22 protein-coding genes are annotated in these 24,767 nt (G+C 65.7%); 12 read left to right on the forward strand and 10 right to left on the reverse strand.

The genetic code is table 11. The features are described from left to right. Window position 1: 1 nt before the first annotated feature. Window positions 2-1,081: a PHB depolymerase family esterase gene (locus J8G26_RS04295; RefSeq protein WP_210568063.1), complete on the reverse strand. Its 1,080-nt coding sequence runs from the start codon at window positions 1,079-1,081 to the stop codon at window positions 2-4. 309 nt (window positions 1,082-1,390) lie between these two features. On the opposite strand from J8G26_RS04295, the gene J8G26_RS19310 reads away from it, so the two are divergent. The 4 genes from J8G26_RS19310 to J8G26_RS04315 all read left to right on the forward strand — a co-directional run bounded on the left by J8G26_RS19310 (window position 1,391) and on the right by J8G26_RS04315 (window position 3,680). Next, complete coding sequence (locus tag J8G26_RS19310; protein WP_246881237.1) at window positions 1,391-1,534, forward strand: hypothetical protein; 144 nt, start codon at window positions 1,391-1,393, stop codon at window positions 1,532-1,534. Then, the gene (locus J8G26_RS04305; RefSeq protein ID WP_210568064.1) at window positions 1,531-2,157 is read left to right on the forward strand and encodes a DJ-1/PfpI family protein; all 627 of its coding nucleotides are present in this window, start codon (window positions 1,531-1,533) and stop codon (window positions 2,155-2,157) included. Before J8G26_RS19310 ends, J8G26_RS04305 begins: the two co-directional genes overlap by 4 nt. Further along, window positions 2,139-3,149: a helix-turn-helix domain-containing protein gene (locus J8G26_RS04310; RefSeq protein ID WP_210568065.1), complete on the forward strand. Its 1,011-nt coding sequence runs from the start codon at window positions 2,139-2,141 to the stop codon at window positions 3,147-3,149. The genes J8G26_RS04305 and J8G26_RS04310 overlap by 19 nt, the downstream gene beginning before the upstream one ends. 132 nt (window positions 3,150-3,281) lie before the next feature. Next, entirely contained in the window at window positions 3,282-3,680 is a 399-nt protein-coding gene (locus J8G26_RS04315; protein ID WP_210568066.1) for a universal stress protein, read from the forward strand. A gap of 70 nt (window positions 3,681-3,750) precedes the next feature. Here the strand turns inward: J8G26_RS04315 and J8G26_RS04320 are convergent, their stop codons facing one another. Continuing rightward, window positions 3,751-4,602, reverse strand: a complete 852-nt coding sequence (locus J8G26_RS04320) for a tetratricopeptide repeat protein (RefSeq protein ID WP_210568067.1) — start codon at window positions 4,600-4,602, stop codon at window positions 3,751-3,753. A gap of 77 nt (window positions 4,603-4,679) precedes the next feature. Continuing rightward, the gene (murJ, locus tag J8G26_RS04325; RefSeq protein ID WP_210568068.1) at window positions 4,680-6,245 is read right to left on the reverse strand and encodes a murein biosynthesis integral membrane protein MurJ; all 1,566 of its coding nucleotides are present in this window, start codon (window positions 6,243-6,245) and stop codon (window positions 4,680-4,682) included. Window positions 6,246-6,435: 190 nt separating this feature from the next. Here murJ and rpsT point away from each other — a divergent pair, with 190 nt between their 5' ends. Beyond that, complete coding sequence (gene rpsT / locus J8G26_RS04330) at window positions 6,436-6,735, forward strand: 30S ribosomal protein S20 (RefSeq protein WP_087747085.1); 300 nt, start codon at window positions 6,436-6,438, stop codon at window positions 6,733-6,735. A gap of 185 nt (window positions 6,736-6,920) precedes the next feature. Here the strand turns inward: rpsT and J8G26_RS04335 are convergent, their stop codons facing one another. Then, a complete protein-coding gene (locus tag J8G26_RS04335; RefSeq protein WP_087747087.1) occupies window positions 6,921-7,244 on the reverse strand; it encodes a DUF3579 domain-containing protein in 324 nt (107 codons plus the stop codon). 231 nt (window positions 7,245-7,475) lie between these two features. On the opposite strand from J8G26_RS04335, the gene J8G26_RS04340 reads away from it, so the two are divergent. Together J8G26_RS04340 and argF are read left to right on the forward strand one after the other, a co-directional pair. Continuing rightward, window positions 7,476-8,672: an aspartate aminotransferase family protein gene (locus J8G26_RS04340; protein WP_210568069.1), complete on the forward strand. Its 1,197-nt coding sequence runs from the start codon at window positions 7,476-7,478 to the stop codon at window positions 8,670-8,672. Window positions 8,673-8,694: 22 nt separating this feature from the next. Beyond that, window positions 8,695-9,615 (forward strand): ornithine carbamoyltransferase, encoded by a 921-nt coding sequence (gene argF / locus J8G26_RS04345; protein ID WP_210568070.1) that lies wholly within the window; start codon window positions 8,695-8,697, stop codon window positions 9,613-9,615. A gap of 82 nt (window positions 9,616-9,697) precedes the next feature. Here argF and J8G26_RS04350 read toward each other — a convergent pair whose 3' ends face one another. Beyond that, entirely contained in the window at window positions 9,698-10,858 is a 1,161-nt protein-coding gene (locus J8G26_RS04350) for a sensor domain-containing diguanylate cyclase (protein ID WP_210568071.1), read from the reverse strand. A 210-nt stretch (window positions 10,859-11,068) separates the two neighbouring features. Between J8G26_RS04350 and kynB the strand changes: the two genes are divergently transcribed. The 4 genes from kynB (at window position 11,069) to J8G26_RS04370 (ending at window position 15,475) form a co-directional block, all read left to right on the forward strand. After that, window positions 11,069-11,695, forward strand: a complete 627-nt coding sequence (gene kynB / locus J8G26_RS04355; protein ID WP_210568072.1) for an arylformamidase — start codon at window positions 11,069-11,071, stop codon at window positions 11,693-11,695. 81 nt (window positions 11,696-11,776) lie between these two features. After that, a complete protein-coding gene (kynU, locus tag J8G26_RS04360; RefSeq protein WP_210568073.1) occupies window positions 11,777-13,099 on the forward strand; it encodes a kynureninase in 1,323 nt (440 codons plus the stop codon). An 18-nt stretch (window positions 13,100-13,117) separates the two neighbouring features. Continuing rightward, window positions 13,118-14,005, forward strand: a complete 888-nt coding sequence (kynA, locus tag J8G26_RS04365) for a tryptophan 2,3-dioxygenase (RefSeq protein WP_210568074.1) — start codon at window positions 13,118-13,120, stop codon at window positions 14,003-14,005. A gap of 201 nt (window positions 14,006-14,206) precedes the next feature. Continuing rightward, a complete protein-coding gene (locus tag J8G26_RS04370; RefSeq protein ID WP_246881244.1) occupies window positions 14,207-15,475 on the forward strand; it encodes an MFS transporter in 1,269 nt (422 codons plus the stop codon). 55 nt (window positions 15,476-15,530) lie between these two features. On the opposite strand, the gene J8G26_RS04375 is transcribed toward J8G26_RS04370, so the two are convergent. The 4 genes from J8G26_RS04375 to J8G26_RS04390 all read right to left on the reverse strand — a co-directional run bounded on the left by J8G26_RS04375 (window position 15,531) and on the right by J8G26_RS04390 (window position 22,015). Beyond that, window positions 15,531-16,739, reverse strand: a complete 1,209-nt coding sequence (locus tag J8G26_RS04375) for an FAD-dependent monooxygenase (RefSeq protein ID WP_210568075.1) — start codon at window positions 16,737-16,739, stop codon at window positions 15,531-15,533. Window positions 16,740-16,815: 76 nt separating this feature from the next. Next, a complete protein-coding gene (locus tag J8G26_RS04380; protein WP_210568076.1) occupies window positions 16,816-19,746 on the reverse strand; it encodes an aconitate hydratase in 2,931 nt (976 codons plus the stop codon). 551 nt (window positions 19,747-20,297) lie between these two features. After that, on the reverse strand, window positions 20,298-20,585 hold the full coding sequence (locus tag J8G26_RS04385; RefSeq protein WP_087747103.1) for an H-NS histone family protein: 288 nt from the start codon (window positions 20,583-20,585) through the stop codon (window positions 20,298-20,300). 125 nt (window positions 20,586-20,710) lie between these two features. Further along, window positions 20,711-22,015, reverse strand: coding sequence for a hemolysin family protein (locus tag J8G26_RS04390; RefSeq protein WP_087747105.1), 1,305 nt, complete (start codon window positions 22,013-22,015; stop codon window positions 20,711-20,713). Between the two features lie 24 nt (window positions 22,016-22,039). Between J8G26_RS04390 and J8G26_RS04395 the strand changes: the two genes are divergently transcribed. Next, on the forward strand, window positions 22,040-22,885 hold the full coding sequence (locus tag J8G26_RS04395; RefSeq protein ID WP_087747108.1) for a symmetrical bis(5'-nucleosyl)-tetraphosphatase: 846 nt from the start codon (window positions 22,040-22,042) through the stop codon (window positions 22,883-22,885). Between the two features lie 197 nt (window positions 22,886-23,082). Here the strand turns inward: J8G26_RS04395 and J8G26_RS04400 are convergent, their stop codons facing one another. Further along, window positions 23,083-24,576 carry a DEAD/DEAH box helicase gene (locus J8G26_RS04400; protein ID WP_210568077.1) on the reverse strand — a complete coding sequence of 498 codons (1,494 nt, stop codon included), beginning with the start codon at window positions 24,574-24,576 and terminating at the stop codon, window positions 23,083-23,085. Window positions 24,577-24,767: the final 191 nt, after the last annotated feature.

Genomic DNA, 24,767 nt, shown 5'->3' on the forward strand with positions numbered 1-24,767 from the left:
CTTATATTTTCTTGAACTGCCGCGCCACAAATGCCCAGACCGGGGCTGACGCATCGGGGCCCGCCGGGTCGCTGTAAGGCAGGCCGGGCGCGCCGCCACTCCAGGCGTGGCCCAGGCCCACGATTTCACGCAGCGTGACCTGGATGCGGCCACGCGCCTTGTACTCGGTCACCCGCACCGCATGGCGCCTGCCACGTTGCAAGGTGCGCATCGGGCCAGCGCGCGCGCCCAGTGCCTCGGCCCACAGTTCGGCCGTGGCTGCCGCGTTGCGCACCGAGACCACATGGTCCGCATCGCCATGCAGGATCAGCAAGGGGGGCAGTGGCGCAGGAACCGCCCCGTTGGCAGCCAGCGCCTGCGGCGGATCGGGCAGATGCGCTTCCCGGCGGCCATGCATGGCCGCCATGGCGGTGGCGGCGGATTCGGCCGAACCGGGTGCCACGCCCGAATGCATGGCCACGGCACAGAACCGCTCGGGGTAGCGCGCCGCCAGCAGCGCCGCCATGCTGCCACCGGCCGACAGACCCGCCACGGCCACACGGGCCAAGTCCACCGGGTGGCGGCGGGCCACCAAGTCGATGGCGGCCAGCAGGGTGGCCGCCTCGGCATCGGCTTTGCCGCTGCGGCGATCAAACCAGTTCCAGCAACCGTGGGCGTTGGCCAGGCGCTCCTGCTCGGGATAAAGCACCAGAAAACGCAGGCGCACTGCCAGGCGATTCATGCGCGAGCTGGCTGCCAGTTCGCGCCCGGTCTGGCCGCAGCCGTGCAGCATCACCATAAGGGGCAGCTTCTCGCCCGACCGCAACGCCAGCCCCGGCGGCACATACAGGTGAAAGCGCCGCGCACCCGCCGGGCCGGGGGCAATGCCGGCAATCCACTCGCCGCTGGCAGGCAGCGGCTTGCGCGGCGTGCGCACGCCAGGCACCGCTTGGGGCCGCGCGCGGGGCACCGCCTGCGCCTTGGCACGCACCGGCGTGGCAGCAGCCCGCACGGGCTTGGTGGCGCGCGCAAAGGCCTTGAGGTTGCGCTGATAGGCGCGCGTCAGCGCGGACAGCGAGAACAGGGGTGAGCGGCGGGACATGGGTGCGGGGGGTCAATCATCAGGGTAAACCCTGCTCACGATAGCAGCTTACGGGCCAGCGCGGTTTTTGCTCTTGATTAAATAGCAGCCTGCACAGGATGCACCTGCGCCCAACGCCTGCCAGGGTTGAAATGGCGGTTGCACCCATGGTGCAGCGGGGTCATCACCCTGCACGGTTTTGGGTATTTTTGGCAACAACTGCAGAAAATATGGCCTGAATTGATCGATATTGGTCTGATGAGGATTGGACTTATGCCGATAGCGCAGGCACGATAAGCGCTACAGACCATCCATCCAGTGAGAGTTTTCATGAAATCATGTCTGATAGTGATTGATGCGCAGGAATCCTTCCGCCACCGCCCATTTTTCACCGAGCAGGGCATTGGCCGCCTCATCGCGCGCGGCATCCGCACCGAACCATGCGGCGAAACCACCACCGGCGGTGCCGCATGAACGCCGCACCGCGCCCAGCCCCACTGCAGGTGGCGATTTTGGTGTTTGACGAGGTGGAAGTGCTGGACCTGGGCGGCCCCTACGAGGTTTTCACCACGGCCACCCGCATGCACCAGCGCCTGCAGCCGGGCAGCCCGGCCCTGTTTGCCGTGCAGTGCGTAGCGCGCACCCTGCAGCCGGTGCGCGCCCGCGCGGGCTTGCAGGTGCTGCCCGATGCCGACTTTGCCACGGCGTCAGCCCCCGATGTCCTCATCGTGCCGGGCGGCGTGGTGGATGCCGCGGCGGCGTGCCCCACCACCCAGGCCTGGGTGGCAGGTGCGGCCCACGGGGCGCAGATCAGCGCATCGGTGTGCACTGGCGCCTTCATCCTGGCCGCAGCCGGTGTGCTGACACAGGGGCCCGTCACTACGCACTGGGAGGACATCGCCGATCTGCGCAGGCAGTTTCCGCAACTGGCGGTACAGGAAAATGTGCGCTGGGTGGACCAGGGCGCACGGGTGACGTCGGCCGGCATCAGCGCCGGCATCGACATGTGCCTGCACCTGGTGGGGCGCCTGGCCGGCTTGCCGCTGGCCGAGCGCACCGCCCGCCAGATGGACACGCCATGGACGCCGCAGCCCTGAACCCGCATACCGCACCCACCATTGACGTCTATTTCGCGCTGCTGCCCGGCAGCCTGGCGCTGGACTGGGCGGGCCCGGCCGAGGCTTTGCGCATTGCCAACCAGGTGCTGCTGGCGCAGGGCCAGCCCGCACGCTTTGCGCTGCACTTTGTCAGCCCCAGCCCGCAATCGCCCACCTCGGTGGGCGTGGTGCTGACGGGGCTGGCGCCCTTGCCGGCCACTCTGCCAGCCCCCGCCTGGGTGGTGCTGGTGGGGCTGCCAGGGCAGCGCATTGAAGTGGACCACGATGACGCGCGCGCCCTGCTGCACTGGCTGCGCGGCCTGCGGCTGGCCAACGAGCGGCTGGAGCTGGTCACCGTGTGCGCCGGCGCGGTGCTGGCGGCGCATGCCGGGCTGCTGGCGGGCCGGCGCGCCACCACGCACCACCAGCACCTGGCTGAACTGACCGCCGTGGAGCCCCGCTGCGACGTGGTGAGCAACCGCGTCTTCGTGGCCGACGGCCCGCTGCACAGCAGCGCGGGGGTGACCACGGGCATCGACCTGATGCTGCAACGCATTGCCGACACCTGCAGCCCCGCCGTTGCAGCCCAGGTGGCGCAAACCATGGTGGTGGCGCTGCGGCGCGGGCCCCACGACCCCGAACTCTCGCCGTTTTTGCTGCACCGCAACCACCTGCATGCCGCCTTGCACCGGGTGCAGGACGCCGTGGGCCAGCAGCCGCAGGCCGCCTGGAACGTGCCGGGCATGGCGCAGGTGGCGCACACCTCGCCCCGCCATCTGACACGGCTGTTTCTGGAGCATGCGGGCATCGCCCCGCTGCAGTATCTGCGCCGCATCCGCCTGGCGGCCGCCGAGGCGGCGCTGCGGGCCGGGCACAACGTCACCCAGGCAGCGGCGCTGGCGGGGTTCAGTTCGGATACGCAGTTGCGCCGGGCATGGCACCATTTCGGGCAACCGGGAACACCATCGGAGGGCGGCAACCGCTCGCGTTGAGCGCCGGCACAGCGCCGCCCAAACCCCTGCGCCAGGCGTTACCATTTGCGAGCGCAGACTGCACCGGTCACGCACGGCCACCCCAAGCCTTGGGCAAGCCGCCACCCCAAAAATACCCAGGAGACACAAGACATGACCATCCTCGTCGCATACGCACCCCGTCCCGAAGGCCGGGCCGCACTGGACAAGGGCATCGAAATCGCCAAGCGCCGCCAGGAACCCCTGATGGTGGTGAACGCCGGCCCCGGTGGCCAGCAGGAAGACACCTCGCTGGCCACCGGCTCCGAGGTGGAGCGGGTGGAAGAGTTGCTGGCCGCGCAAGGCATCACCGCCGAGTTCAAGCAATTTGTGCGCGGCAAGGGCACCGTGGACGAAATCAACGACCTGGTGGAGTCGCGTGACATCTCGGTGCTCGTGATCGGCCTGCGCAGGCGCACCGCCGTGGGCAAGCTGATTATGGGCAGCGTGGCCCAGGAACTGCTGATGACGGTGTCCTGCCCCGTCCTTTGCGTCAAGGCTGCGGGCGCCTGATTATTTGCTATTTAATTAATAGCATAAAGCGCTTACCTGGCAAGCGCTTTTATTCATTTCAGACGTGCATTCAGCGGCCGGCACCGCGCAGGGCGCTGATCCGCTCGGCGATGGCGGCCACATCCAGCCCGTCTTCCACATGCGCCAGATAGGTCTGCAGATCGGCCACGGCCTGGGCCGCGTTGCCGCGCTCGGCGTGGGCCAGACCGCGATCACGCCATTCGCTCCAGGCCTGGGGCAACAGCACGATCAGGCGGTCCTGCACGGAAATCAGCCGCTGCCAGTCTTGCTGCGTGCGGTGCACCTCCTTGAGGTTGCGCAGCATGCGCGCAATGATGTCGCGCGGCGTGGCCGCCTGCAAATAAAGGCCCAGCGGCACGTCGTAGTCATCCACCAGACCGCCCTGCCGCTTGTACGGCTCCAGCCGCTCGGATAGATCCTCCCGGCTGAGGGATTGCCCCGACACCGGGTCCATCACCACCTGGCCCTTGGGCAGCAGCACCTTGACCATGAAGTGCCCGGGAAACGCAATGCCGCGCGCCTGCAGCCCCAGTCCCTGGGCCAGCTCCATCCACAGCACGGCCAGCGATATCGGGATGCCACGGCGCGTGCGCAGCACGGCATTCAGATAGCTGTTTTCGGGGTCGTAGTAATTGTTGACGTTGCCGGCAAAGCCCAGGTCGGCGAAGAAAAACTGGTTGAGCGTGCGCAGACGCTGCAACGCGGGTGCATCAGCAGACAAGCGGCGCTGCAAGCGCGCCAGCAATTGATCCACATCGCCCAAGAGCTGCTGCACATCCAGGTCGATGTATTCGTCCTGCGCCAGGCTGGCGGCGGCTTCTAGCAGCGGGAAATGCTCGTCGCTCTGCACCAGCGCGGCAAAATATTCCAGTGCGGTGGGGACGGAATAGCGGAGAGACATGAGAGGGTTGTACGGTGGGCGCTGCGCCGCGTCAAGCCACGGACAGCGCGCGATCCCGGCTCATTTCCGAGCGGGCATCAACGGCGCAGCATCTGGCGCAGCTTCAACCCGGCAGCCCACAGTGCCCCGAAATACAGCGCCACCGATGCACACAGCACCAGGGCCAGCAGGCCCGCCCGCTGGCCGCTGTGCGCGCGCATCTGCACCCAGGGGAAATACTGCGCCGCCCACACCAGCAGCACCGCCAGCAGGGCACTGGCAGCCACCACCTGCAGGGCAAAGCGCGCCCAGCCGGGCTGCGGCCGGTAACTGCCACGGCGCAGCAGCCCCACCAGCAACCACAGCGCATTGACCAGCGCGCCCAGTCCGATCGACAGCGCCAGCCCCGCATGGGCCATGAACGGCACCAGGGCCACGTTGAGCAACTGGGTGATGACCAGCACCGCAATGGCGATCTTCACCGGCGTGCGGATGTCCTGGCTGGCGTAATAGCCCGGCGCCAGCACCTTGATGGCCACCAGCCCCAGCAGGCCGGCCCCGTAACCGGCCAGGGCGATGGCGATCTGGCCCACATCGCTGTCGAGCAAGGCGCCGTGGTGGAACAGCGTGGCCACCAGGGGCGTGGCAAAGGTCAGCAGCGCCACGGCGCAAGGCACGGCCAGCAGCACCACGATGCGCAAGCCCCAGTCAAGCATGGCCGAATAGCGCAGCGCATCGCCCGCGGCCTTGGCAGCAGCCAGCTGGGGTGTGAGCACCACGCCCAGCGCCACGCCCAGCAAGGCGGTGGGAAACTCCATCAGCCGGTCGGCGTAAAACAGCCAGGTGACGCTGCCCGGCGCCAGGTAGGAAGCGATCTGGGTGTTGATCATGAGCGATATCTGCGCCACGCCCACGCCCAGCAGCGCAGGCGCCATCAGCGTAAGGATGCGGCGCACGCCGGGCTCTGCCCAGGCGGCGCGCACAGCACCCCAGGTCACGCCGATGCGTGGCAACAAACCGAGGCGGTACAGCACGGGCACCTGCACCGCCAGCTGCAGCACGCCGCCCAGCATCACGCCCCCGGCCATGGCATAGATGGGCTCGATGCCACGGGCCGCCAGTTGCGGGGCGCCCAGCCAGGCCGCGGCGATCATGCACAGGTTCAACAGCACCGGCGTGGCAGCCGGCACGGCAAAGCGCTTCCAGGTGTTGAGCACGCCCGCCGACAGCGCCACCATCGACATGAAGCCGATGTAGGGGAACATCCAGCGCGTCATCAGCACGGCGGCGTCGAAGCTGGCCGGGCTCTGGCGCAGGCCGCTGGCCAGCAACCACACCAGAAGCGGCGCGCCCAGCACCCCCAGAATGCAAGTGAGCAGCAGCACCCAGGCCAGCACTGTCGCCACGCTGGCAATCAGCACGCGCGTGGCCGCCTCGCCATGCTGGGCCTTGGAGGCCGCCAGCACCGGCACGAATGCCTGGCTGAACGCGCCCTCGGCAAAAAGGCGCCGGAACAGGTTGGGAATGCGGAAGGCAACGTTGAAAGCATCGGTCAGCGCGTTGGCACCAAACATCGAGGCCATCAGGAGGTCGCGCCCCAGGCCCGTCACGCGGGAGGCCAGGGTCAGCAGGGAGACGGTGGAGGCAGCTTTGAACAGGGACACCGCAGGGAGTGTATTCGCTGCCCGTGCACTGCCCCGTGCACGGGCAGCGACGGCACTTGCGCTGATGCGTCCACTTACCCGCCCGCCGCTTCCCGAAGGGATGGCTTGACCGGGGCTGGGCACGCACGGCGGGCTGGGCTATAATCGTCGGCTTTGCTGGCATCATCCTCAGACACAAGGAAACACATCAATGGCATCCGCTAAACCCAAGAAAAAGAACCCGCGCCTGGCGTCGGGCCGCAAGCGCGTCCGTCAGGACATCAAGATCAACGCCGCGAACACTTCGCTGCGCTCCAAATACCGCACAGCTGTCAAGAACGTCGAAAAGGCTGTTCTGGCTGGCGACAAGACCAAGGCGAGCGAACTGTTCGCCAAGATGCAGGCCGTGGTCGACACCGTGGCCGACAAGGGCATCTTCCACAAGAACAAGGCTGCTCGCGACAAGAGCCGTCTGTCTGCCAAGGTGAAAGCCCTGGCCCTGGCTGCCTGACCATCTTCAGGCAAACAGCCCGAACGGGTCATACCGTTCGCCGTTTGTAACGGGTGCGCTGCCAGCAACGAACAAAACCGCCTCCGGGCGGTTTTTTCGTTGCTGGGCCGGTTTCTTCCGACGTGAAAGGCAGGGCAAAAAAACGGCCCCGAGATTCTGGGGCCGCGATGCCAACATTGCCGGTCTCAAGGCGTGGGCAGGGGCGGGTCGGGCAGCAGGCAGGCTTCAGCGACCTGCAAGTCGTTGTCACGCGCAAAGTTGATGACGAAGTCCCAGGCCATGGGCTCATGGTCGCGCAAATCGCTGTTGACGACCACGCATTTCACTCCATTGAGCGTGGTCGGAATGCACCAGGGCGAGTAGCTCAGATGGCTGCCGGGCTTCGCTCCGCCAGGGCGAAAGCCGCTCATCACACCGGCCAGCCGCTCGGCCCAGTCGCTGGGACGAAAGGTTTTCCCTGCGTGGGTGATGCCCTGAATGAAGACTTCTTTGGAGGTGGGGGAAACCATCGGGATGTGATAGATAGAGGGCTGATACCACAGGATCACTGCTTGCTACGCCGCGCCTCGCATTCTAACTCTTATATAAGAGCTGGCCTGCCCCCTCACCCGCCAAGGCATTGCAGTGATGCGCAATCGTCATCTTCGGGCGCCTGCGCTCGCCCTAAAATCGTGCTTCGCTTTTTCAGGGCGCGACCAGCACGGGCCGCCCCCTTCACCCCACCGTCTGGAGTCCACTGCATGACCGCTTTCATTGAGGCCGCCTCGCCCCACGTGATGAACACCTATGGCCGCGTGCCGATTGCGCTGTCGCACGGGCAAGGCTGCCGCGTGTGGGACGTGAACGGCAAGGAGTACCTGGATGCCCTGGGCGGCATTGCGGTGAACACGCTGGGCCACAACCACGCCAAGCTGGTGCCCGCCTTGCAGGACCAGATCGGCAAGATCATGCATTCGTCCAACTACTACCACGTGCCGGGCCAGGAGCAGTTGGCCACCCGGCTGGTGGAGCGCTCGGGCATGACCAATGTGTTCTTCTGCAACTCGGGCCTGGAGGCCAACGAGGCGGCGCTCAAGATCGCGCGCAAATACGGCGTGGACAAGGGCATCGCCAAGCCCGAGATCGTGGTGTACGAAAAAGCCTTTCACGGCCGCTCGATCGCCACCATGTCGGCCACGGGCAACCCCAAGATCCACAACGGCTTTGGCCCGCTGGTGGAAGGCTTCATCCGCGTGCCGCTCAACGACATCGACGCCATCCAGAAAGCCACCGAAGGCAACCCCAACGTCGTGGCCGTGTTCTTCGAGACCATTCAGGGCGAAGGCGGCATCAACCCCATGCGCGTGGAATACCTGCAGCAGCTGCGCAAGCTGTGCGACGAGCGCGGCTGGCTCATGATGATCGACGAAGTGCAGTGCGGCATGGGCCGCACCGGCAAATGGTTTGCCCACCAGTGGGCCGGCATCGTGCCCGATGTGATGCCCCTGGCCAAGGGCCTGGGCTCGGGCGTGCCGATTGGCGCCGTGGTGGCGGGCCCCAAGGCGGCCGCCGTGCTGCAGCCGGGCAACCATGGCACCACCTTTGGCGGCAACCCCCTGGCCATGCGCGCGGGCAACGAAACCATCCGCATCATGGAAGAAGACGGCCTGCTGCACAACGCCGCCGCCGTGGGCCTGCACCTCAAAACCGCGCTGCAACACGCATTGGGCAGCCTGCCCGGCGTGAAAGAAGTGCGCGGCCAGGGCCTGATGCTGGGCGTTGAGCTGGACAAGCCCTGCGGCGCGCTGGTAGGCCGCGCAGCGGAGGCCGGCTTGCTGATCAGCGTGACGGCCGACAGCGTGATCCGCATCGTGCCGCCGCTGATTCTCACCACCGCCGAGGCCGACGAAATCGTCGCCAAGCTCGCCCCTCTGGTCAAAGCCCTGCTGGCGGAATAAGCCCGCCCGCAACGAGAGCGCCATGAAACATTACCTGCAGTTCAACGACCTCACCGCCGACGAGTACACCTACCTGTTCGAGCGCGCCGCGCTCATCAAGAAGAAGTTCAAGGCCTACGAAAAGCACCACCCGCTGGTGGACCGCACCCTGGCCATGATCTTCGAGAAGGCCAGCACGCGCACGCGCGTGAGTTTTGAGGCCGGCATGTACCAGCTGGGCGGCAGCGTGGTGCACCTGACCACGGGCGACAGCCAGCTGGGCCGCGCCGAACCGATTGAAGACAGCGCCAAGGTTATCAGCCGCATGACCGACCTGGTGATGATCCGCACCTACGAGCAAGCCAAGATTGAGCGTTTTGCCGCCAACTCGCGCGTGCCCGTCATCAACGGCCTGACCAACGAATACCACCCCTGCCAGATCCTGGCGGACATCTTCACCTTCATCGAACACCGTGGCTCCATCCAGGGCAAGACCGTGGCCTGGGTGGGCGACGGCAACAACATGGCCAACACCTGGCTGCAGGCCGCTGCGCTGCTGGGCTTCAAGGTGCATGTGAGCACGCCTCGCGGCTACGAAATTGATGAGAAATTGGCCGCAGGCGCAGGCGGGATAAGCGCCAGTAGCTATCAATTTTTTAGCAACCCGCTCGAAGCCTGCCGGGGTGCCGACCTGGTCACCACCGACGTGTGGACCAGCATGGGCTACGAGGCCGAGAACGAAGAACGCAAGAAGGCGTTTGCCGACTGGTGCGTGGACGCCGAAATGATGGCCGCCGCCCAACCCGATGCCCTGTTCATGCACTGCCTGCCTGCGCACCGCGGCGAAGAGGTGGAGGCGGATGTGATTGACGGCCCCCAGTCCGTCGTCTGGGACGAGGCCGAAAACAGGATGCACGTGCAAAAGGCCCTCATGGAGTACCTTTTGCTCGGCCGGGTTGCATGAAGGCTGTACCTGCCCGCCCTATCCCGTATTCCGCTAAAGCGCCTTGTGCCTGAGTGACTGAGGGCACGGCAAGCCCCCGGCATTACGAGGCCGGAAGTGCGGGCGCTTTAACGCCCGCGGTCTCTGCCGCCGCAACAGCCTCTGCCACGCACACCCGGTTGCGCCCCTCGGCCTTGGCCTGGTAGAGCGCGCGATCTGCCAGGTCGATCAGCGCGGCCGGCGATATTGCGGCGTTGTCCGCGCAAGCCACCCCCACCGACAGCGTGACCCCGATCGGCTGGCCATCGGCCAGCCAGCGCCGTTCGGCCACCTGCTGGCGCAAGGCTTGCGCTCGGTCCATGGCAGTTTGCAGCCCCATGCCAGGCAGAACCAGCAGAAACTCCTCCCCGCCATAGCGGCAGCAGATGTCGCTCGGTCGCATGGACTGCAGCAACAGAACCGCGATCTGGCGCAGGACATCATCCCCGGCGGCATGGCCGTGGCGGTCGTTGATCTGCTTGAAGAGGTCCAGATCGATCAGCAGCAGGGCCAGCGTGGCGCCCTCGCCCACGCAGTCGTCAAGCTCCCGCTTCAGTGCCGTGTTCAGGTAGCGGCGGTTGTACAGGCCGGTCAGAGGGTCGCGGTGGGCCTGCTCGGTCAGCTGGGTCTGCAAGGACTGGACAGCCTGCAACTGGCTTTGCAGCGCCGTTTCGCTCTGGCGCAGTCTGGCCCGCGTGGTGGTGAGCGCGACTGTGCGGGTATGGGCGTCGCGGGCAAACAAGACCAGGTAGGACGACAGGCACAGGATGCTCAAGGCGCTGACGCGCAGCGAGGTGTCGGGGGTAAAGCGCCACCCGTCCACCGCCACCACCAGCACCGCCCCCGCGGCTGCGCATGCCAGTGCCTGCAGCATCCCCTTGAGCGCCCGAAAAGCAGTCATATTGATGCAGCCGCAAATGACCAGGGCATAACAAATCCAGAGCGGAAACCCCAGCGCCGCAGACCACAGGCCGAAACAGAAGTTGTCGAGCAGCAGGTTCTGGATTTCCGCTGCCAGCGGATCCCTGGCATGGCGGGCCCGCAGGTACACGGCATGCGGATACACCAGAAACTGCAGCACCATGAGCCCCCATGCCCAGGGGCCATAACCATGCTCAAGGAAATGGACCGAAAGGACGACCACAAAAATCAGCCAGGACACGCTGCGATTGCGGTGGTTCATACGGACCACCCAGTGGGTCGGCGCGGCAGGTACGGCGGTCATGGAGGTGGTGCGACGATGGCGGGAGAATCGCCCGTAAATGGGTACAAGGAGAGCCGTCCCGCTGGCGATCACCTCACGGTCAGGGGCCGAGACTGTTTCGCACTGTAACAACAAATTGGCGGGAAGGCCCGCGCCGCAGCGCCCGGTTTTTTGCCCATGCGTTGCCATAAAGCGACACCACGAACGGCCCAGCGCGCTACCTTGTCGCCCATGCAAAAGCTCTGGGACATATCCCCTCCTGTCCACCCCGGCACACCGGTGTTTCCCGGCGACACGCCCTACCAGCAACAGTGGAGCGCCACCATCGCACCCGGCTGCCCGGTGAACGTGAGCGCCATCACGCTGTCGCCCCATGTGGGCTCCCACGCAGATGCGCCGCTGCACTACGACGAGCGCGGCGCCGCCATTGGCGAGGTGTCGCTCGACGCGTTTCTGGGCCCCTGCCGCGTGGTCCACGCCATGGGCTGCGGTCCGCTGATCGAGTGGCGGCACATTGCCCACGCGGTGGACGCCACCCTGCCCCAACGGGTGCTGGTGCGCACTTATGCCAGCGCGCCCGCGCAATGGGATGCCCAGCTCACCGCCTACGCCCCCGCAACCATTGAGCGCCTGGCCGACCGGGGCGTGCTGCTGGTGGGCATCGACACCGCCAGCATCGACCCGGCCGACAGCAAGACGCTGGACAGCCACCAGGTCATCCGCCGCCGCAACCTGCGCGTGCTGGAGAACCTGGTGCTCGACGACGTGCCCGAGGGCGACTACGAGCTCATCGCCCTGCCGCTGAAGCTGACCACCGCCGATGCATCGCCGGTGCGCGCGGTACTCCGCACACTTTGAATTTCAAGCCTTTTCGGCCTCTAGCGCATATCCCATAAGCGCTAAAAGCTATCAAAAAAGAAGCAACCGTTCTTGACTGCCATGACCATCACCCACCAAGATTGCCGCGCCCTGGATGCGCAAGACCCGCTGGCGCCGCTGCGCGCGCACTTCACGCTGCCACCCGGCGTGATCTACCTCGATGGCAATTCGCTGGGCGTGTTGCCCAAGGCCACCGCCGCCCGCGTGGCCGATGTGGTGGCGCGCGAATGGGGCACCGATCTCATCAAATCCTGGAACACCGCGAGCTGGTTCGACCTGCCCCAGCGCCTGGGCAACCAACTGGCACCACTGATCGGCGCGGGCAAAGACGAGGTGGTGTGCACCGACAGCACCTCCATCAACCTCTACAAGGTGCTGAGCGCGGCGCTGAACATCGCCCGCGAAGACAGCCCCACGCGCAAGCGCATCGTGAGCGAGCGCAGCAACTTCCCCACCGACCTCTACATTGCCGAAGGCCTGTGCAAGGAACGCGGCCTGGAGCTGGTGCTGGTGGAGCCCGAAGACATTGCCGCAGCCCTCACCAGCGACGTGGCCGTGCTCATGCTCACGCATGTGAACTACCGCACCGGCGCCATGCACGACATGGCCGCCATCACCGCCGCCGCGCACGCCCAGGGCATTTTGTGCGTGTGGGACCTGGCGCACAGCGCGGGTGCGGTGCCGGTCGATCTGAACGGCGCGGGCGCGGATTTCTCGATTGGCTGCGGCTACAAGTATCTGAACGGTGGCCCCGGCGCCCCGGCCTTTGTGTGGGTGCATCCGCGCCATGCCAGCCGCCCGGATTTGAAGTTCATGCAGCCGCTGTCGGGCTGGTGGGGCCACGCCGCGCCGTTTGCCTTCACGCCCGACTACCAGCCCGCGCCGGGCATCACACGCTATCTGTGCGGCACGCAGCCCATCATCAGCCTGTCGGCCCTGCAGTGTGGACTGGATGTGTTCACCGCCGCGCAAAGCCTGGGCGGCATGGCCGCGCTGCGAACCAAGTCGCTGGCGCTCACCGACCTGTTCATCAAGCTGGTGGAAGAGCGCTGCGCAGGCCACGGCCTGGGCCTGGCCACTCCGCGCGACCACGCCCGGCGCGGCTCGCAGGTATGCCTTACAAAAGACACCGGCGCCTATGCCATCGTGCAGGCGCTGATTGCGCGCGGTGTGATTGGCGACTACCGCGCCGGGTCCGGTGCGGCTTCCGGTTCAGGCAAAGGCAATGGCGGCACGGTGCACAAGGACATCCTGCGCTTTGGCTTCACGCCGCTGTACATCGGCTTCGAAGACGTGTGGAATGCCGTGGAACACCTGCGCCAGGTGCTCGACACAGCCGAGTGGCAGCGCCCCGAATTCAACCAGCAACACGCAGTGACCTGACCGAGAAGGAACCCCGCCATGTGCCCCTTTTCCCAAAACCCTGCCAGCGAAACGCCCGCATCCGCATCTGCCCTGCCCGAATCCATCGTGCACGCCGAGCGCGCCCAGCTCGACTTCAGCCAGCGCATGAGCTACGGCGACTACCTGCAGCTCGACGCCGTGCTCACGGCGCAAAAGCCGCTGTCGCCCGCGCACGACGAAATGCTGTTCATCGTGCAGCACCAGACCAGCGAACTGTGGATGAAGCTCATGCTGCACGAGCTGCGCGCGGCCATCGGCCACATCGCGCACGACGAGTTGCAGCCCGCGTTCAAGATGCTGGCGCGCGTCTCCAAGATCATGGAACAGCTGGTGCACGCCTGGGACGTGCTGGCCACCATGACCCCGCCCGAATACAGCGCCATGCGCCCCTATCTGGGCAGCTCCAGCGGCTTTCAAAGCTACCAATACCGCTGCATCGAGTTCGCCCTGGGCAACAAGAACCGCGCCATGCTGCAGCCCCACGCCCACCGCTCCGACCTGCTGGCCCAGGTGCAGGCCGCGTTCGAGGCGCCATCGCTGTACGACGAAGCCCTGCGCCTGCTGGCCCGGCGCGGGCTGGATGTGCCCGCCAGCCACACCGACCGCGACTGGACCCTGCCCTACGCCGAGAACGATGCGGTGGAGCGGGCCTGGCTCACCGTGTACCGCAACCCGCAACAGCACTGGGACCTGTATCAGCTGGGCGAGGAACTCACCGACCTCGAAGACGCCTTTCGCCTCTGGCGCTTTCGCCATGTGACCACGGTGGAACGCATCATCGGCTTCAAGCGCGGCACGGGCGGCACCGGCGGCGTGAGCTACCTGCGCAAGATGCTGGATGTGGTGCTGTTCCCCGAGATCTGGAAGCTGCGCACCGATCTGTAGAATTGGGGCTAAATAGACCTCCAGCGCTTGTACAGCAAGCGCTGGCAGCTATTAAAAACAGAGTTACACCACCGCGACAGCGCCCGCACGCGGCTGCGTGTAGGCTGCACACTCTGCAAGACGCCCGCCGTGCCTCCGCAACCACTCCCCGCTTCACCGCCTGTGCCCCATCCCGACGCCGCCCCCACACACCCGCCGCCCTTGCCGCCCGCCCCGCCAGTAGCACCCGCCCCACCACCCCAGGCCACGCTGTGGTTCATGCTGCTGGCGCTGCTCTCGGCCTTTGCGCTGAGCCAGGCCTACCGCACCGTCACCGCCATCATGGCCACGGGCCTGCAGAGTGACTTTGGCCTCTCGCCGGCGTCGCTGGGCGCGTTTGCCGGGTTGTTTGGCCTGTCGTTTGGTGTGACGCAGTTTTTCATGGGCATTGGCATGGACCTGTATGGCCTGCGCCGCACCGTACTCAGCGCCTTTCCGCTGGCCATTGCCGGCGCCGCCGTGTCGGCCTGGGCGCCCAACTATGGCTGGCTGATGTTCGGCCAGCTGCTCATTGGCGTGGGCTGCGCGCCGGCCTTTCTGGCCTGCACGGTGTTCATTTCGCGGCATTTCCCCAGTTCGCGTTTTGCCTTCATGTCGGGCGTGGGCATGGGCGTGGGCGGGCTGGGCCTGCTGCTCACCGGCACGCCGCTGGCTTGGCTGGTGCAGCGCACAGGCTGGCGCAGCGGCTTTGTGCTGCTGGCGGGGCTGTCGGCGCTGGCGTGGCTCTTGATCTGGCGCTGCGTGCACGAGCCCGCGCTGCCCGGCCCGACGCCCGTGCGCGAGCGCTGGGGCACCGCCGTGCGCCGCTTTGGCGCGCTGTTCATGCTGCCGCACACGCTGGGCATTCTGCTGCTGGGCATGGTCGGCTACGCCTCGTTTCTGGCGCTGCGCGGCCTATGGATTGGGCCGATGCTGATCGACCGCTATGCATTCACGCTGGTCGAGAGCGGCAACATGGCCCTGGGCATGTCGCTGATTTCGCTGTTCACCCCCGCCTTTTTTGGCCGCATCGACCCCGGCCCGGCGCGCCGGCGCGCCTGGGTGGCCAACTTTTCGCTGCTGGTGGCCGCGCTCTACCTGAGCTTGGGGCTGGTGCACCACGCCATGCTCAACCTGGCGCTGGTGGTGTGCATTGCACTGGTGTCGGGCTATTCGGTGCTGCAGTATTCGGATGTGCGCTCGTCTTACGCGCCCGACCTGACCGGGCGCGCGCTGTCGGTGTTCACCATGGCCATGTTTCTGGGCGTGGGGCTGGTGCAATCGCTCACCGGCTGGGTCGCCAGCTGGGCGCAGGGCCAGGGGCTGGAACCCTACAGCGCAGTGATGGCCACGATTGCCGCGCTGCTGGCGCTGGGCTCCACCGCGTTCCGCTGGCTGCCGGCATCGCCGCTGCTGCAGCAAGCCGGGGCGGTCGACAAAGAATCTGCATAAAAAAGCACTCAAGCGCTTATGAATAAAGCGCTGACGGCTATATTTTCAATAGCAATTAGAGCGAACTGGCGCTGGAGCCATCGCCCCGGTACAGCCAGGGCACGTCCAGCAGCCGCTCGCCCAGCAGGCGCAGCGACGCATCGCGCGCCCAGCGCACGGGGCCCGTGGCGTGAAAGATGCGGCCATTGCGGGTGGAGCGGGCCTGCACGCGCGCATTGCGCTGCCAGCGGTTGAGCGCATAGCGGGTCAGGCGCAGCGGCACCTCCAGGTCGTGCATGGCCAGCGCGCGCTGCAGCTCGGCGGCGTCTTCAATGGCCATGCCGGCGCCCTGCGCCAGATAAGGGCGCATGGGATGGGCGGCGTCGCCCAGCAAGGCCACCACGCCCCGCGCCATCTCGCCCGGCCCGCGCACGGGCGGGCGGTCGCACAGCGGCCACAGGCGCCAGCCAGCGCCCGCATCAACCACCCCGCGCACCACCTGCTGCAGCGCCGTGCAGGTGCCCGCCAGCGCGGCCTCCAGGTCGGCGCCATTGGCCGCGTGGTCCCAGTTTTCCAGGTCGTGCGGCGCGGGGCCTTGCACGATGACCACCAGATTCTGCAACTCGCCCCGGCGCACGGGGTACTGCACCACATGCAGGCGCGGCCCCAGCCAGGCGGTGACGTCGCTGGTGCGCAGCGCCTTGGGCAGCGCGTGCTGCGGCACCAGGGCGCGGTAGGCCAGGTGCCCGGTCACGCGCGGGCGCTGCTCGCCCAGCAGCTGTGTGCGGGTGCGGCTCCACAGGCCGTCGGCCCCCACCAGGGCATCGCCCTCCACTTCCTTGCCCCGGCTGGTGCGCACGGTCACCACGCCCTCGGCGTCGGTGAAGCGGTCGATCGCGTGGTCGAGATGAAATTGCGTGTCGGTGTATTTGCTGACGGCCGCCAGCAGCAGGCCATGCAGGTCGGCGCGGTGGACGGTGGCGTAGGCCGCGCCGTAGCGCTCTACCGCCGTGCTACCCAGCGGCATGGCCGCCAGCGCTTGGCCCGTGAGGGCGCTGCGCACCTGCAAACGCCCCGGAAATACCGCCACATCCTGCAGCGGGCGCTGCAGGCCCCAGGCCTGCAGGCGGCGCACCACGTTGGGCCCCAGCTGCACGCCGGCGCCCACCTCGCTGAATGCGGCGGCACGCTCATACAAGCGCACCTCCCACCCGGCGCGCGAAGCCCCCAGGGCCGCAGCCAACCCGCCAATGCCGCCACCCGCGATTAACACCTGTTTTCTCATGCCCGCATTGTGCCGCGCGCCGTCGGCGGGCAAGCGGGCGGGCAGGCGGGCGGGGCTTGCGCGTTCGGCAGTCCGATCAGGAACCCGTCAGCAGCTGCCGCAGCACGTACGGCAAAATGCCGCCCGCCTGGTAGTAGTCCACTTCGATCGGGGTGTCGATGCGCAGCGTGACCACCACCTCCTGACGCGTGCCATCAGCGCGGTGGATGACCAGCGTGGCGTCGCTTTGTGGGGTGAGTGCGGCATCGGGCAGCACGTCGATGACCTCATTGCCCGTCAGGCCCAGCGACGCCCATGAATCACCCGCCTTGAATTGCAGCGGCAGCACGCCCATGCCCACCAGGTTGGAGCGGTGGATGCGCTCGAAACTGCGCGCCACCACGGCCTTGATGCCCAGCAGCTGCGTGCCCTTGGCGGCCCAGTCGCGGCTGGAGCCGGTGCCGTATTCCTCGCCGGCAAACACCACGGCGGGCGTCTTTTGCGCCATGTATTGCATGGCCGCGTCGAAGATGAACATCTTCTCGCCCTGCAACGGCCCCTCGTTCTGGAACACCGTGACACCGCCCTCTTCGCGCGAGCCCTCGGCCGTGGGCGCGATCATGAGGTTCTTGATGCGCACGTTGGCAAAGGTGCCGCGCATCATCACGTCGTGGTTGCCGCGGCGGGCGCCGTAGCTGTTGAAGTCGGCCTTTTGCACGCCGTGCTGCAGCAGCCATTGGCCGGCGGGCGAGCTTTCCTTGATGGAGCCGGCGGGCGAGATGTGGTCGGTAGTGATGGAGTCGCCAAACAGCGCCATGATGCGGGCACCCTGCACAGAAATCGGGTCATTTTGGCCTGTAGTGCCCGCCCCTTCTGCGCCGGCAGCTCCTTTTTCAAGAGCAAAATCGGCAAAGAATGGCGGCTCGGCGATGTAGGTGCTCGCGGGCCAGGTGTAGGTGTTTCCAGCCACGCCCTTGATTTTTTCCCACAGCTTGCCAGGCTCGGTCTTGACCTTGGCGTAGTTTTCGCGGAAGGCCTTGCCCTTCATGGCGAACTTCATGAGCGCGTAGATCTCGTCGCTGCTCGGCCAGATGTCGCCCAGGTAGATGTCCTTGCCGCCCTTGCCCTGGCCCACGGGCTCGGTCATCAGGTCCTTGAGCACCGTGCCGGCAATGGCATAGGCCACCACCAGCGGCGGGCTGGCCAGGAAGTTGGCCTTGAGGTTGGGGTGGATGCGCGCCTCGAAGTTGCGGTTGCCCGACAGCACGGCGGCGCACACCAGGTCGTTGCTGGTGATGGCCTCGTTGAGCTCGGGCGTCAGGTCGCCCGCGTTGCCAATGCAGGTGGTGCAGCCGTAGCCCGCCAGTGCAAAGCCAAGCTTTTCCAGATACGGCAACAGCCCGGCTTCGCGCAGGTATTCGGTGACGATGCGCGAGCCCGGCGCCAGCGAGGTCTTGATGTGCGGCTGCACCTTGAGCCCCGCCTTCACCGCCTTCTTGGCCAGCAGGCCAGCCGCCAGCAGCACGCTGGGGTTGCTGGTGTTGGTGCAGCTGGTGATGGCGGCGATCAGCACGTCGCCATTGCCGACTGTCAAGGCCTTGTCGGCATCGCCGGGCAGGTCGCACACCGAGACGGATGGGCTGTCATGCTGCGCCGTGGCCAGTGTCGGGCGGTTGCCCACCATTTCCACCACCGAGCGCGTGGCACCGGGTTGTGGCGCAGGCGCGTCCTCGGCCGGCCCCCCTTCGCCACAGCCGACCCGGTGGCGCTGCAGCAGGCGCTCGGCCGGCTGGTTGAAGCCGTTGTCGGCATTGGGCTTGCTGAACAGGTCGGCAAACTGGCCCGCCACCTTGCCCAGCTCAATGCGGTCTTGCGGGCGCTTGGGGCCGGCCAGGCTGGGGGTGACTTGCCCCAAGTCGAGCTTCACCACCTGCGAATAATCCACTTCGCCCGCCAGCGGCACGCCAAACAGACCCTGCGCCTTGAAATAGGCCTCGAAGGCTTCGATCTCGCCCTTGGTGCGGCCCGTGCCCTTGAAATATTCCATCGTCCGCTCATCCACGGGGAAGAAGCCCATGGTGGCGCCGTATTCGGGCGCCATGTTGCCGATGGTGGCGCGGTCGGGCAGGGACAGCGTGCGCGTGCCCTCGCCAAAAAATTCGACGAACTTGCCCACCACCTTGTGCTGGCGCAGGATCTCGGTCACCGTGAGCACCAGGTCGGTGGCGGTGACGCCTTCGCGCAGCTGGCCGGTCAGCTCCATGCCCACCACATCGGGCGTGAGGAAGTACACCGGCTGGCCCAGCATGGCGGCCTCGGCCTCGATGCCGCCCACGCCCCAGCCCACCACGCCAATGCCGTTGATCATGGTGGTGTGGCTGTCGGTGCCGACCAGGGTGTCGGGGTAATACACACCATCGTTGCGCTTGTGCACGCCACGCGCGAGGTATTCGAGGTTGACCTGGTGCACGATGCCAAAGCCCGGCGGCACCACGCCAAAGGTGTCAAAGGCCTGCATGCCCCATTTCATGAATTCGTAGCGCTCGCGGTTGCGCTGGAATTCGAGCTTCATGTTCAGGTCGAGCGAGTTCTTCTGGCCATAGTGATCGACCATGATGGAGTGGTCCACCACCAAGTCCACGGGCACCAGCGGTTCGATCTGCTTGGGGTTCTTGCCCAGCTTGGCGGCCACGCTGCGCATGGCGGCCAGGTCGGCCAGCAGCGGCACGCCAGTAAAGTCTTGCAGCACCACGCGCGAGACGACAAACGGGATCTCGTCCTTGCGCGCAGCCTGGGGCGCCCAATTGGCGAGCTGCTGCACATGCTCGGCCGTGACCTTGCGTCCGTCGCAGTTGCGCAGCACCGATTCGAGCACGATGCGAATCGACACCGGCAGGCGGCTGATCTGCGGAAACTGCTTGGCCAGTGCGGGCAACGAATAAAACTGACCCGATTTGCCGGACGCGGTTTTGAAACGCTTGAGTGTGCTGGAAAAAGCGTGGCGGGCGGGCTTGGACGACGAGGCCATGGGAGAACTCCTTGAAGAAACAACGGGTCTGTAACGGGGTCTATTCTGGCAGTCCCCTGCGGGCGCGCAATGGTGGGGCCATGCAAATGGGCGCGAAACAGGCCTTGCGCCCTGCATTCGGCACTTGCAGCAATGACCTGTCTTGGTTGCGTGCCGTGGGTGCCATGGGTATTGCAGGCATGCAGCGAATCGAATCGAATCGAATCGAACGCCTGCGCCATTCCATTCAGGCCACCGCAGACCCTGCGCATTCAAGGCGAATAATTGTTGCCCGTGTAACTGTGGATTGCAATCAAAACAACGTGTCGCCAGACCCTTCCCTCACGCCACGAGGATATTGGGCACCCCCACCGACATCACCTCGTAAAAACCAGCAGAAACTGGCCATGGAATCGTTTGTTCCGGCCCATCATTTCACAGCCGAAGCCTGGCAAACCCTGGCACGCCTTTGCCATCCCGAGGCGCAAAAGCCCGCCATCCTCGGCATCGGAATGGCCACCCATAAAAAAAGTCCGCCAAGGCGGACTTTTTTGAATGAATGCACACCCCGGTTAAATGGCAAACTGCTCACGGCTTTCGTTCTGGATCCACTTTGGTGGTTTGCCGCGGCCGGTCCAAGTCTGGCCGGTAGCGGGATTGCGGTATTTGGGGGCCACCTTGGAGCCAGCGCCGGCACTGCGCGCCCGGCCCGTGGGAAACACGTCTTGCGCTGTCAAACCAAACTCTGTCACCAGCGCACGAACCTGTGCAACCGCTTCCGAGAGCTCATTGCGCCGGGCTTCGTTGATTTTCTGCTCAAGGGCTTCACGCTGCTTCAGGAGTTCTTTGTAGCTGGACATGGTGTGTAACAAAAGTAATTGCGAAGGAGCCTGCATTATAGGAATAATGCGCGCGCTGTGCACGCAGCCTCCCATTAGCGGTCCATTCCACCCATCATTTTCGTCACGGGGGCCACGCTCAATATTCAATCTTGCTCAACCTGGGGGTCCGGCTGCGCAAGCACCTTATCAATACGCTTGCCGTCCAGGTCCAGAATTTCGAATATCCACCCGGCACAGGCAATACGCTCGGCAACTTCGGGCAAATGACCGGTTTCTGCCATCAACAAGCCTGCGAGCGTGTTATAGCGTCCCCGGTCTTCTTCGGGTAAATCCCGAATATCGAGCCTGGCCTTAAGTTCGGTCACGGGCATCAAGCCATCGAGCAGCCAGGTGCCATCGTCACGCCGGGTTGCCCATGCATCGGCGGATGCGCCCGGCTGCAATTCCCCGGTAATGGCTTCCAGCAAATCGCGCGGCGTCATGATGCCCTGCACCACGCCATATTCATCCACCACGAATACCATGCGCCCCGACCGCGCGCGAAACTGCTCCAGCAATTCCATCCCGCTCAGGGTTTCGGGCAGAAAGGCGGCGGGCTGCGCATACGACTCCACGCTGCCAGGCGCCTCGGGGCCCAGTTCCAGCATGCGCGCCACGCTGATCACGCCCACCACTTCATCGAGCGAACCCCGGCACACCGGGTACCAGGAATGGGCGCCACGGTCCCCGCCGGAGCCCGCCATGCGCAGGCCTTCAAGCACCGAGAGACCCGCATCGAGCCATTGCACATCGGTGCGCGGCACCATCAGCGACGTCAGCGGCCGGTCGTCCAGGCGAAACACGTTTTGCACCATCTGGTGCTCGTGGTGCTCGATCACACCGGCATCACGTCCTTCTTCGAGGCTGGCGGCAATCTCCTCTTCAGTCACCATCCGGCCTGCGTCGTTGTCCACCCGCAGCAGCTTGAGCACCCCCTGGGTGGACAGCGCCAGCAGACGCACGAAGGGCTTGGCGACCTGGGCCACCCAGGTCATGGGGCGCGCCACGAACCGGGCCACAGATTCCGGATACAGCTGGCCAATGCGCTTGGGCACCAGTTCGCCAAACACAATGGTGATGAAGGTAATGATGGTGACCACAATGGCCGTGGCGCTCACACTGGCCGCGCTCTCGGGAACGCCCAGGGTCTGCAGCCACAAGCCCAGATCGCTGCTGAAAGCGGCTTCGCCAATGATGCCGTTGAGCATGCCGATGGAGGTAATGCCCACTTGCACCGACGACAGGAACTGCGTGGGGTTGTCGAGTAAGGTCAGGGCAGCCTGCGCGCCCTTGTCGCCACCCTCCGCCATGGCAACCAACCGGGATTTGCGGCTGGACGCCAAGGCCAGTTCCGACATGGCAAACACGCCATTGAGCAGCGTCAGCAGCGTGATCAGCAGAAAATCCATGAATCAAAAGGTAAGAAGAACACCATGGCACTTTACTGTATTGGCGACATCCAGGGTTGCGACAGCGCACTGGGGCGCCTGCTCGATCGGATCGGCTTTTCTGCAAGCCGAGATACCGTCTATCTTCTGGGCGACCTCGTCAACCGGGGGCCGGACTCCGCTGCCGTGCTGCGCCGCTGCATGGCGCACGGCGATGCCCTGCGCCCCCTCCTGGGCAACCATGACCTGCACCTGCTGGCAGCCGCCCATGGCGCCCGCAAACCCTCGCGGCGCGACACGCTGGCCAGCGTGCTCCATGCCCCGGACCGCGATGCACTGCTGCAATGGCTGCGCCTGCAGCCACTGGCCCGCCAGCATGTGCACGGCGGACAGGCTTTGCTGATGGTGCATGCCGGCGTTCTGCCGTCATGGACTGCGGCCGACACCATGACCTTGGCTGACGAAGTGCAGCGTGTGTTGCGCAGCGCCGATCTGCCCGCATTTTTGCAACAGATGTACGGCAACACGCCGAACCACTGGGACGATTCGCTGACCGGCCCGGACCGCCTGCGCGTGGTCGTGAATGCGCTCACGCGGCTGCGTTTTTGCTCAGCACAAGGCGTGATGGATTTCAATAGCACCGAGAGCGCCAGTGCCGCGCCCGCTGGCCTCCTGCCCTGGTTTGATGTGCCTGAACGGCGCACGGCTGGCACGCTGATGGCCTTCGGGCACTGGTCCACACTGGGTTGGCTTAACCGCAGCGATGTGATCGGGCTGGACACGGGCTGCGTGTGGGGCGGCTGCCTGAGCGCGGTGCGCTTTGGCGCGACGCTTGCCGAACGCGAACTGCTGCAGGTGCACTGCGAACAGGCGCAAGCCCCGGGCGCTTGAAAAAGTCGTCTTCAGGCGACCCCGCACGCCAGTGCGGCATCCACGCCAGCGGCACCCCCTGCGTGGGGCCTCATCGATCAAACTATTTTGATAGCAGCTTGCGCTTGCTGCATAAGCGCTAACGGCCTTTTTGCCTCATGTTGGCAAGACCGGCCTGGCTGTGCCATCCAGGCCTGCACCGCCGCCCCGTCAGCGAATTACTGGTCCGAGGTTTCCGGCTGCACGGCCTTGAACAGGGCTGCCACCTTGCGCTTGGACTTGATGTTGGCCGATACGCTGCTGCGCGCGGGCGACTTGGCTGCGGCTTCCCAGGCGGGAGCGGCTTCGGCGTTGCTCGGCTCATACGGTTTTTCGAAGAACGGATCGCGCGAAGCCACCGCTGGACGAAAGCCCCGGTAGTTTTCACGCGGCTCGCGGGGCTCGCGGTGGTCCCGGCGCTCACTGCGCTCGCGAATCGGCGGCGGGGGAATCGCATCGCGCGGGTCCCCCGTTTCGCCCGCTTCGCGCCAGGCGCGGCGGCCATCGTTGATGCGGCCACGGGGCTTGTCTTCGTCGTATTCGAGGGCCTCGATATCGAGCTTGGTCTTGAGCAGCTTCTCGATGTCGGCCACCAGGCGGGCGTCGCTGCCCGACACCAGGGTGACGGCCAGGCCCGACGCGCCAGCGCGGCCGGTGCGGCCAATGCGGTGCACATAGTCTTCGGCGTTGAACGGCACGTCGAAATTGAACACAGCCGGCACGTCCTTGATGTCGAGGCCACGGGCCGCCACATCGGTACACACCAGCAGATCGACCTCGCCGCTCTTGAAGGCTTCGAGCGCCTTCAGCCGTTCGTCCTGGCTCTTGTCGCCATGCAAAGCGGTGGTTTTGAGGCCTTCGCGCTCCAGGCTGCGGGCCAGGCGCGCACAACCGAGCTTGCTGTTCACGAAGATGAACGCCTGCTTGATGCCGCGTGTGCGCAGCACCTGGTGGATGGCACGGCGCTTGTCGTCATCGTTGGCGCTGTAAAAGCGCTGTTCAACCGTGGAGGCGGTTTCGTTGGGCCGGGCCACCTCGATGGTGACCGGGTTTTGCAGGTAGCTGCCGGCCAAGCGCTTGATCTCGGGCGAGAACGTGGCGCTGAACAAGAGCGTGGTGCGCTGCTTGGGCAGGTACGAAAGAATGCGCTGCAGGTCAGGCAAAAAGCCGATGTCCAGCATGCGGTCGGCCTCGTCGAGCACCACGTACTCGACCTGGTTGAGCACCGCGTTCTTGGCCTCGATGTGGTCCAGCAGGCGGCCTGGCGTGGCCACCAGCACTTCCACGCCCTTCTTGAGCTCCAGCGTCTGCGGCTTCATGTCCATGCCGCCAAACACCACGGTGCTGCGCAGCTTGGTGTATTTGGCATACAGCGCGATCTGCTGGGCGACCTGGTCGGCCAGTTCGCGCGTGGGCAGCAACACCAGCGCGCGCACGGGGTGGCGGGCGGGCGAGGTGGAACTGCTCTCGTGCTTGAGCAGGCGTTGCAACAGGGGCAGCGAGAACGCCGCCGTCTTGCCGGTGCCCGTCTGGGCTGCGCCCATGACGTCTTGCCCGGTAAGCACCACTGGAATGGCCTGCTCCTGGATGGGCGTCATGGACTCGTAGCCCATTTCGGCCACGGCGCGCGCCAGCGGCTCGGCCAGCGATAAATTGGAAAAAGAACTTGTCATTTAGCCCGCTATTGTCGCACCGGTGGCAAAAGTGGCGCTATTTTTGCGCGTTGCCCCTGCACGACGGGCGCACGGCACCGACGCTGCGGGCCGTGAATTGCTATTATTTATATAGCTACAAGCGCTTTATCCATGAGCGCTATAGCCACATTTACAGTGGATCGCTTTCGTACCACGGTCCCCCAGGGTGC

Source organism: Acidovorax sp. JG5, from assembly GCF_017939685.1.
Lineage (GTDB): Bacteria > Pseudomonadota > Gammaproteobacteria > Burkholderiales > Burkholderiaceae_C > Acidovorax.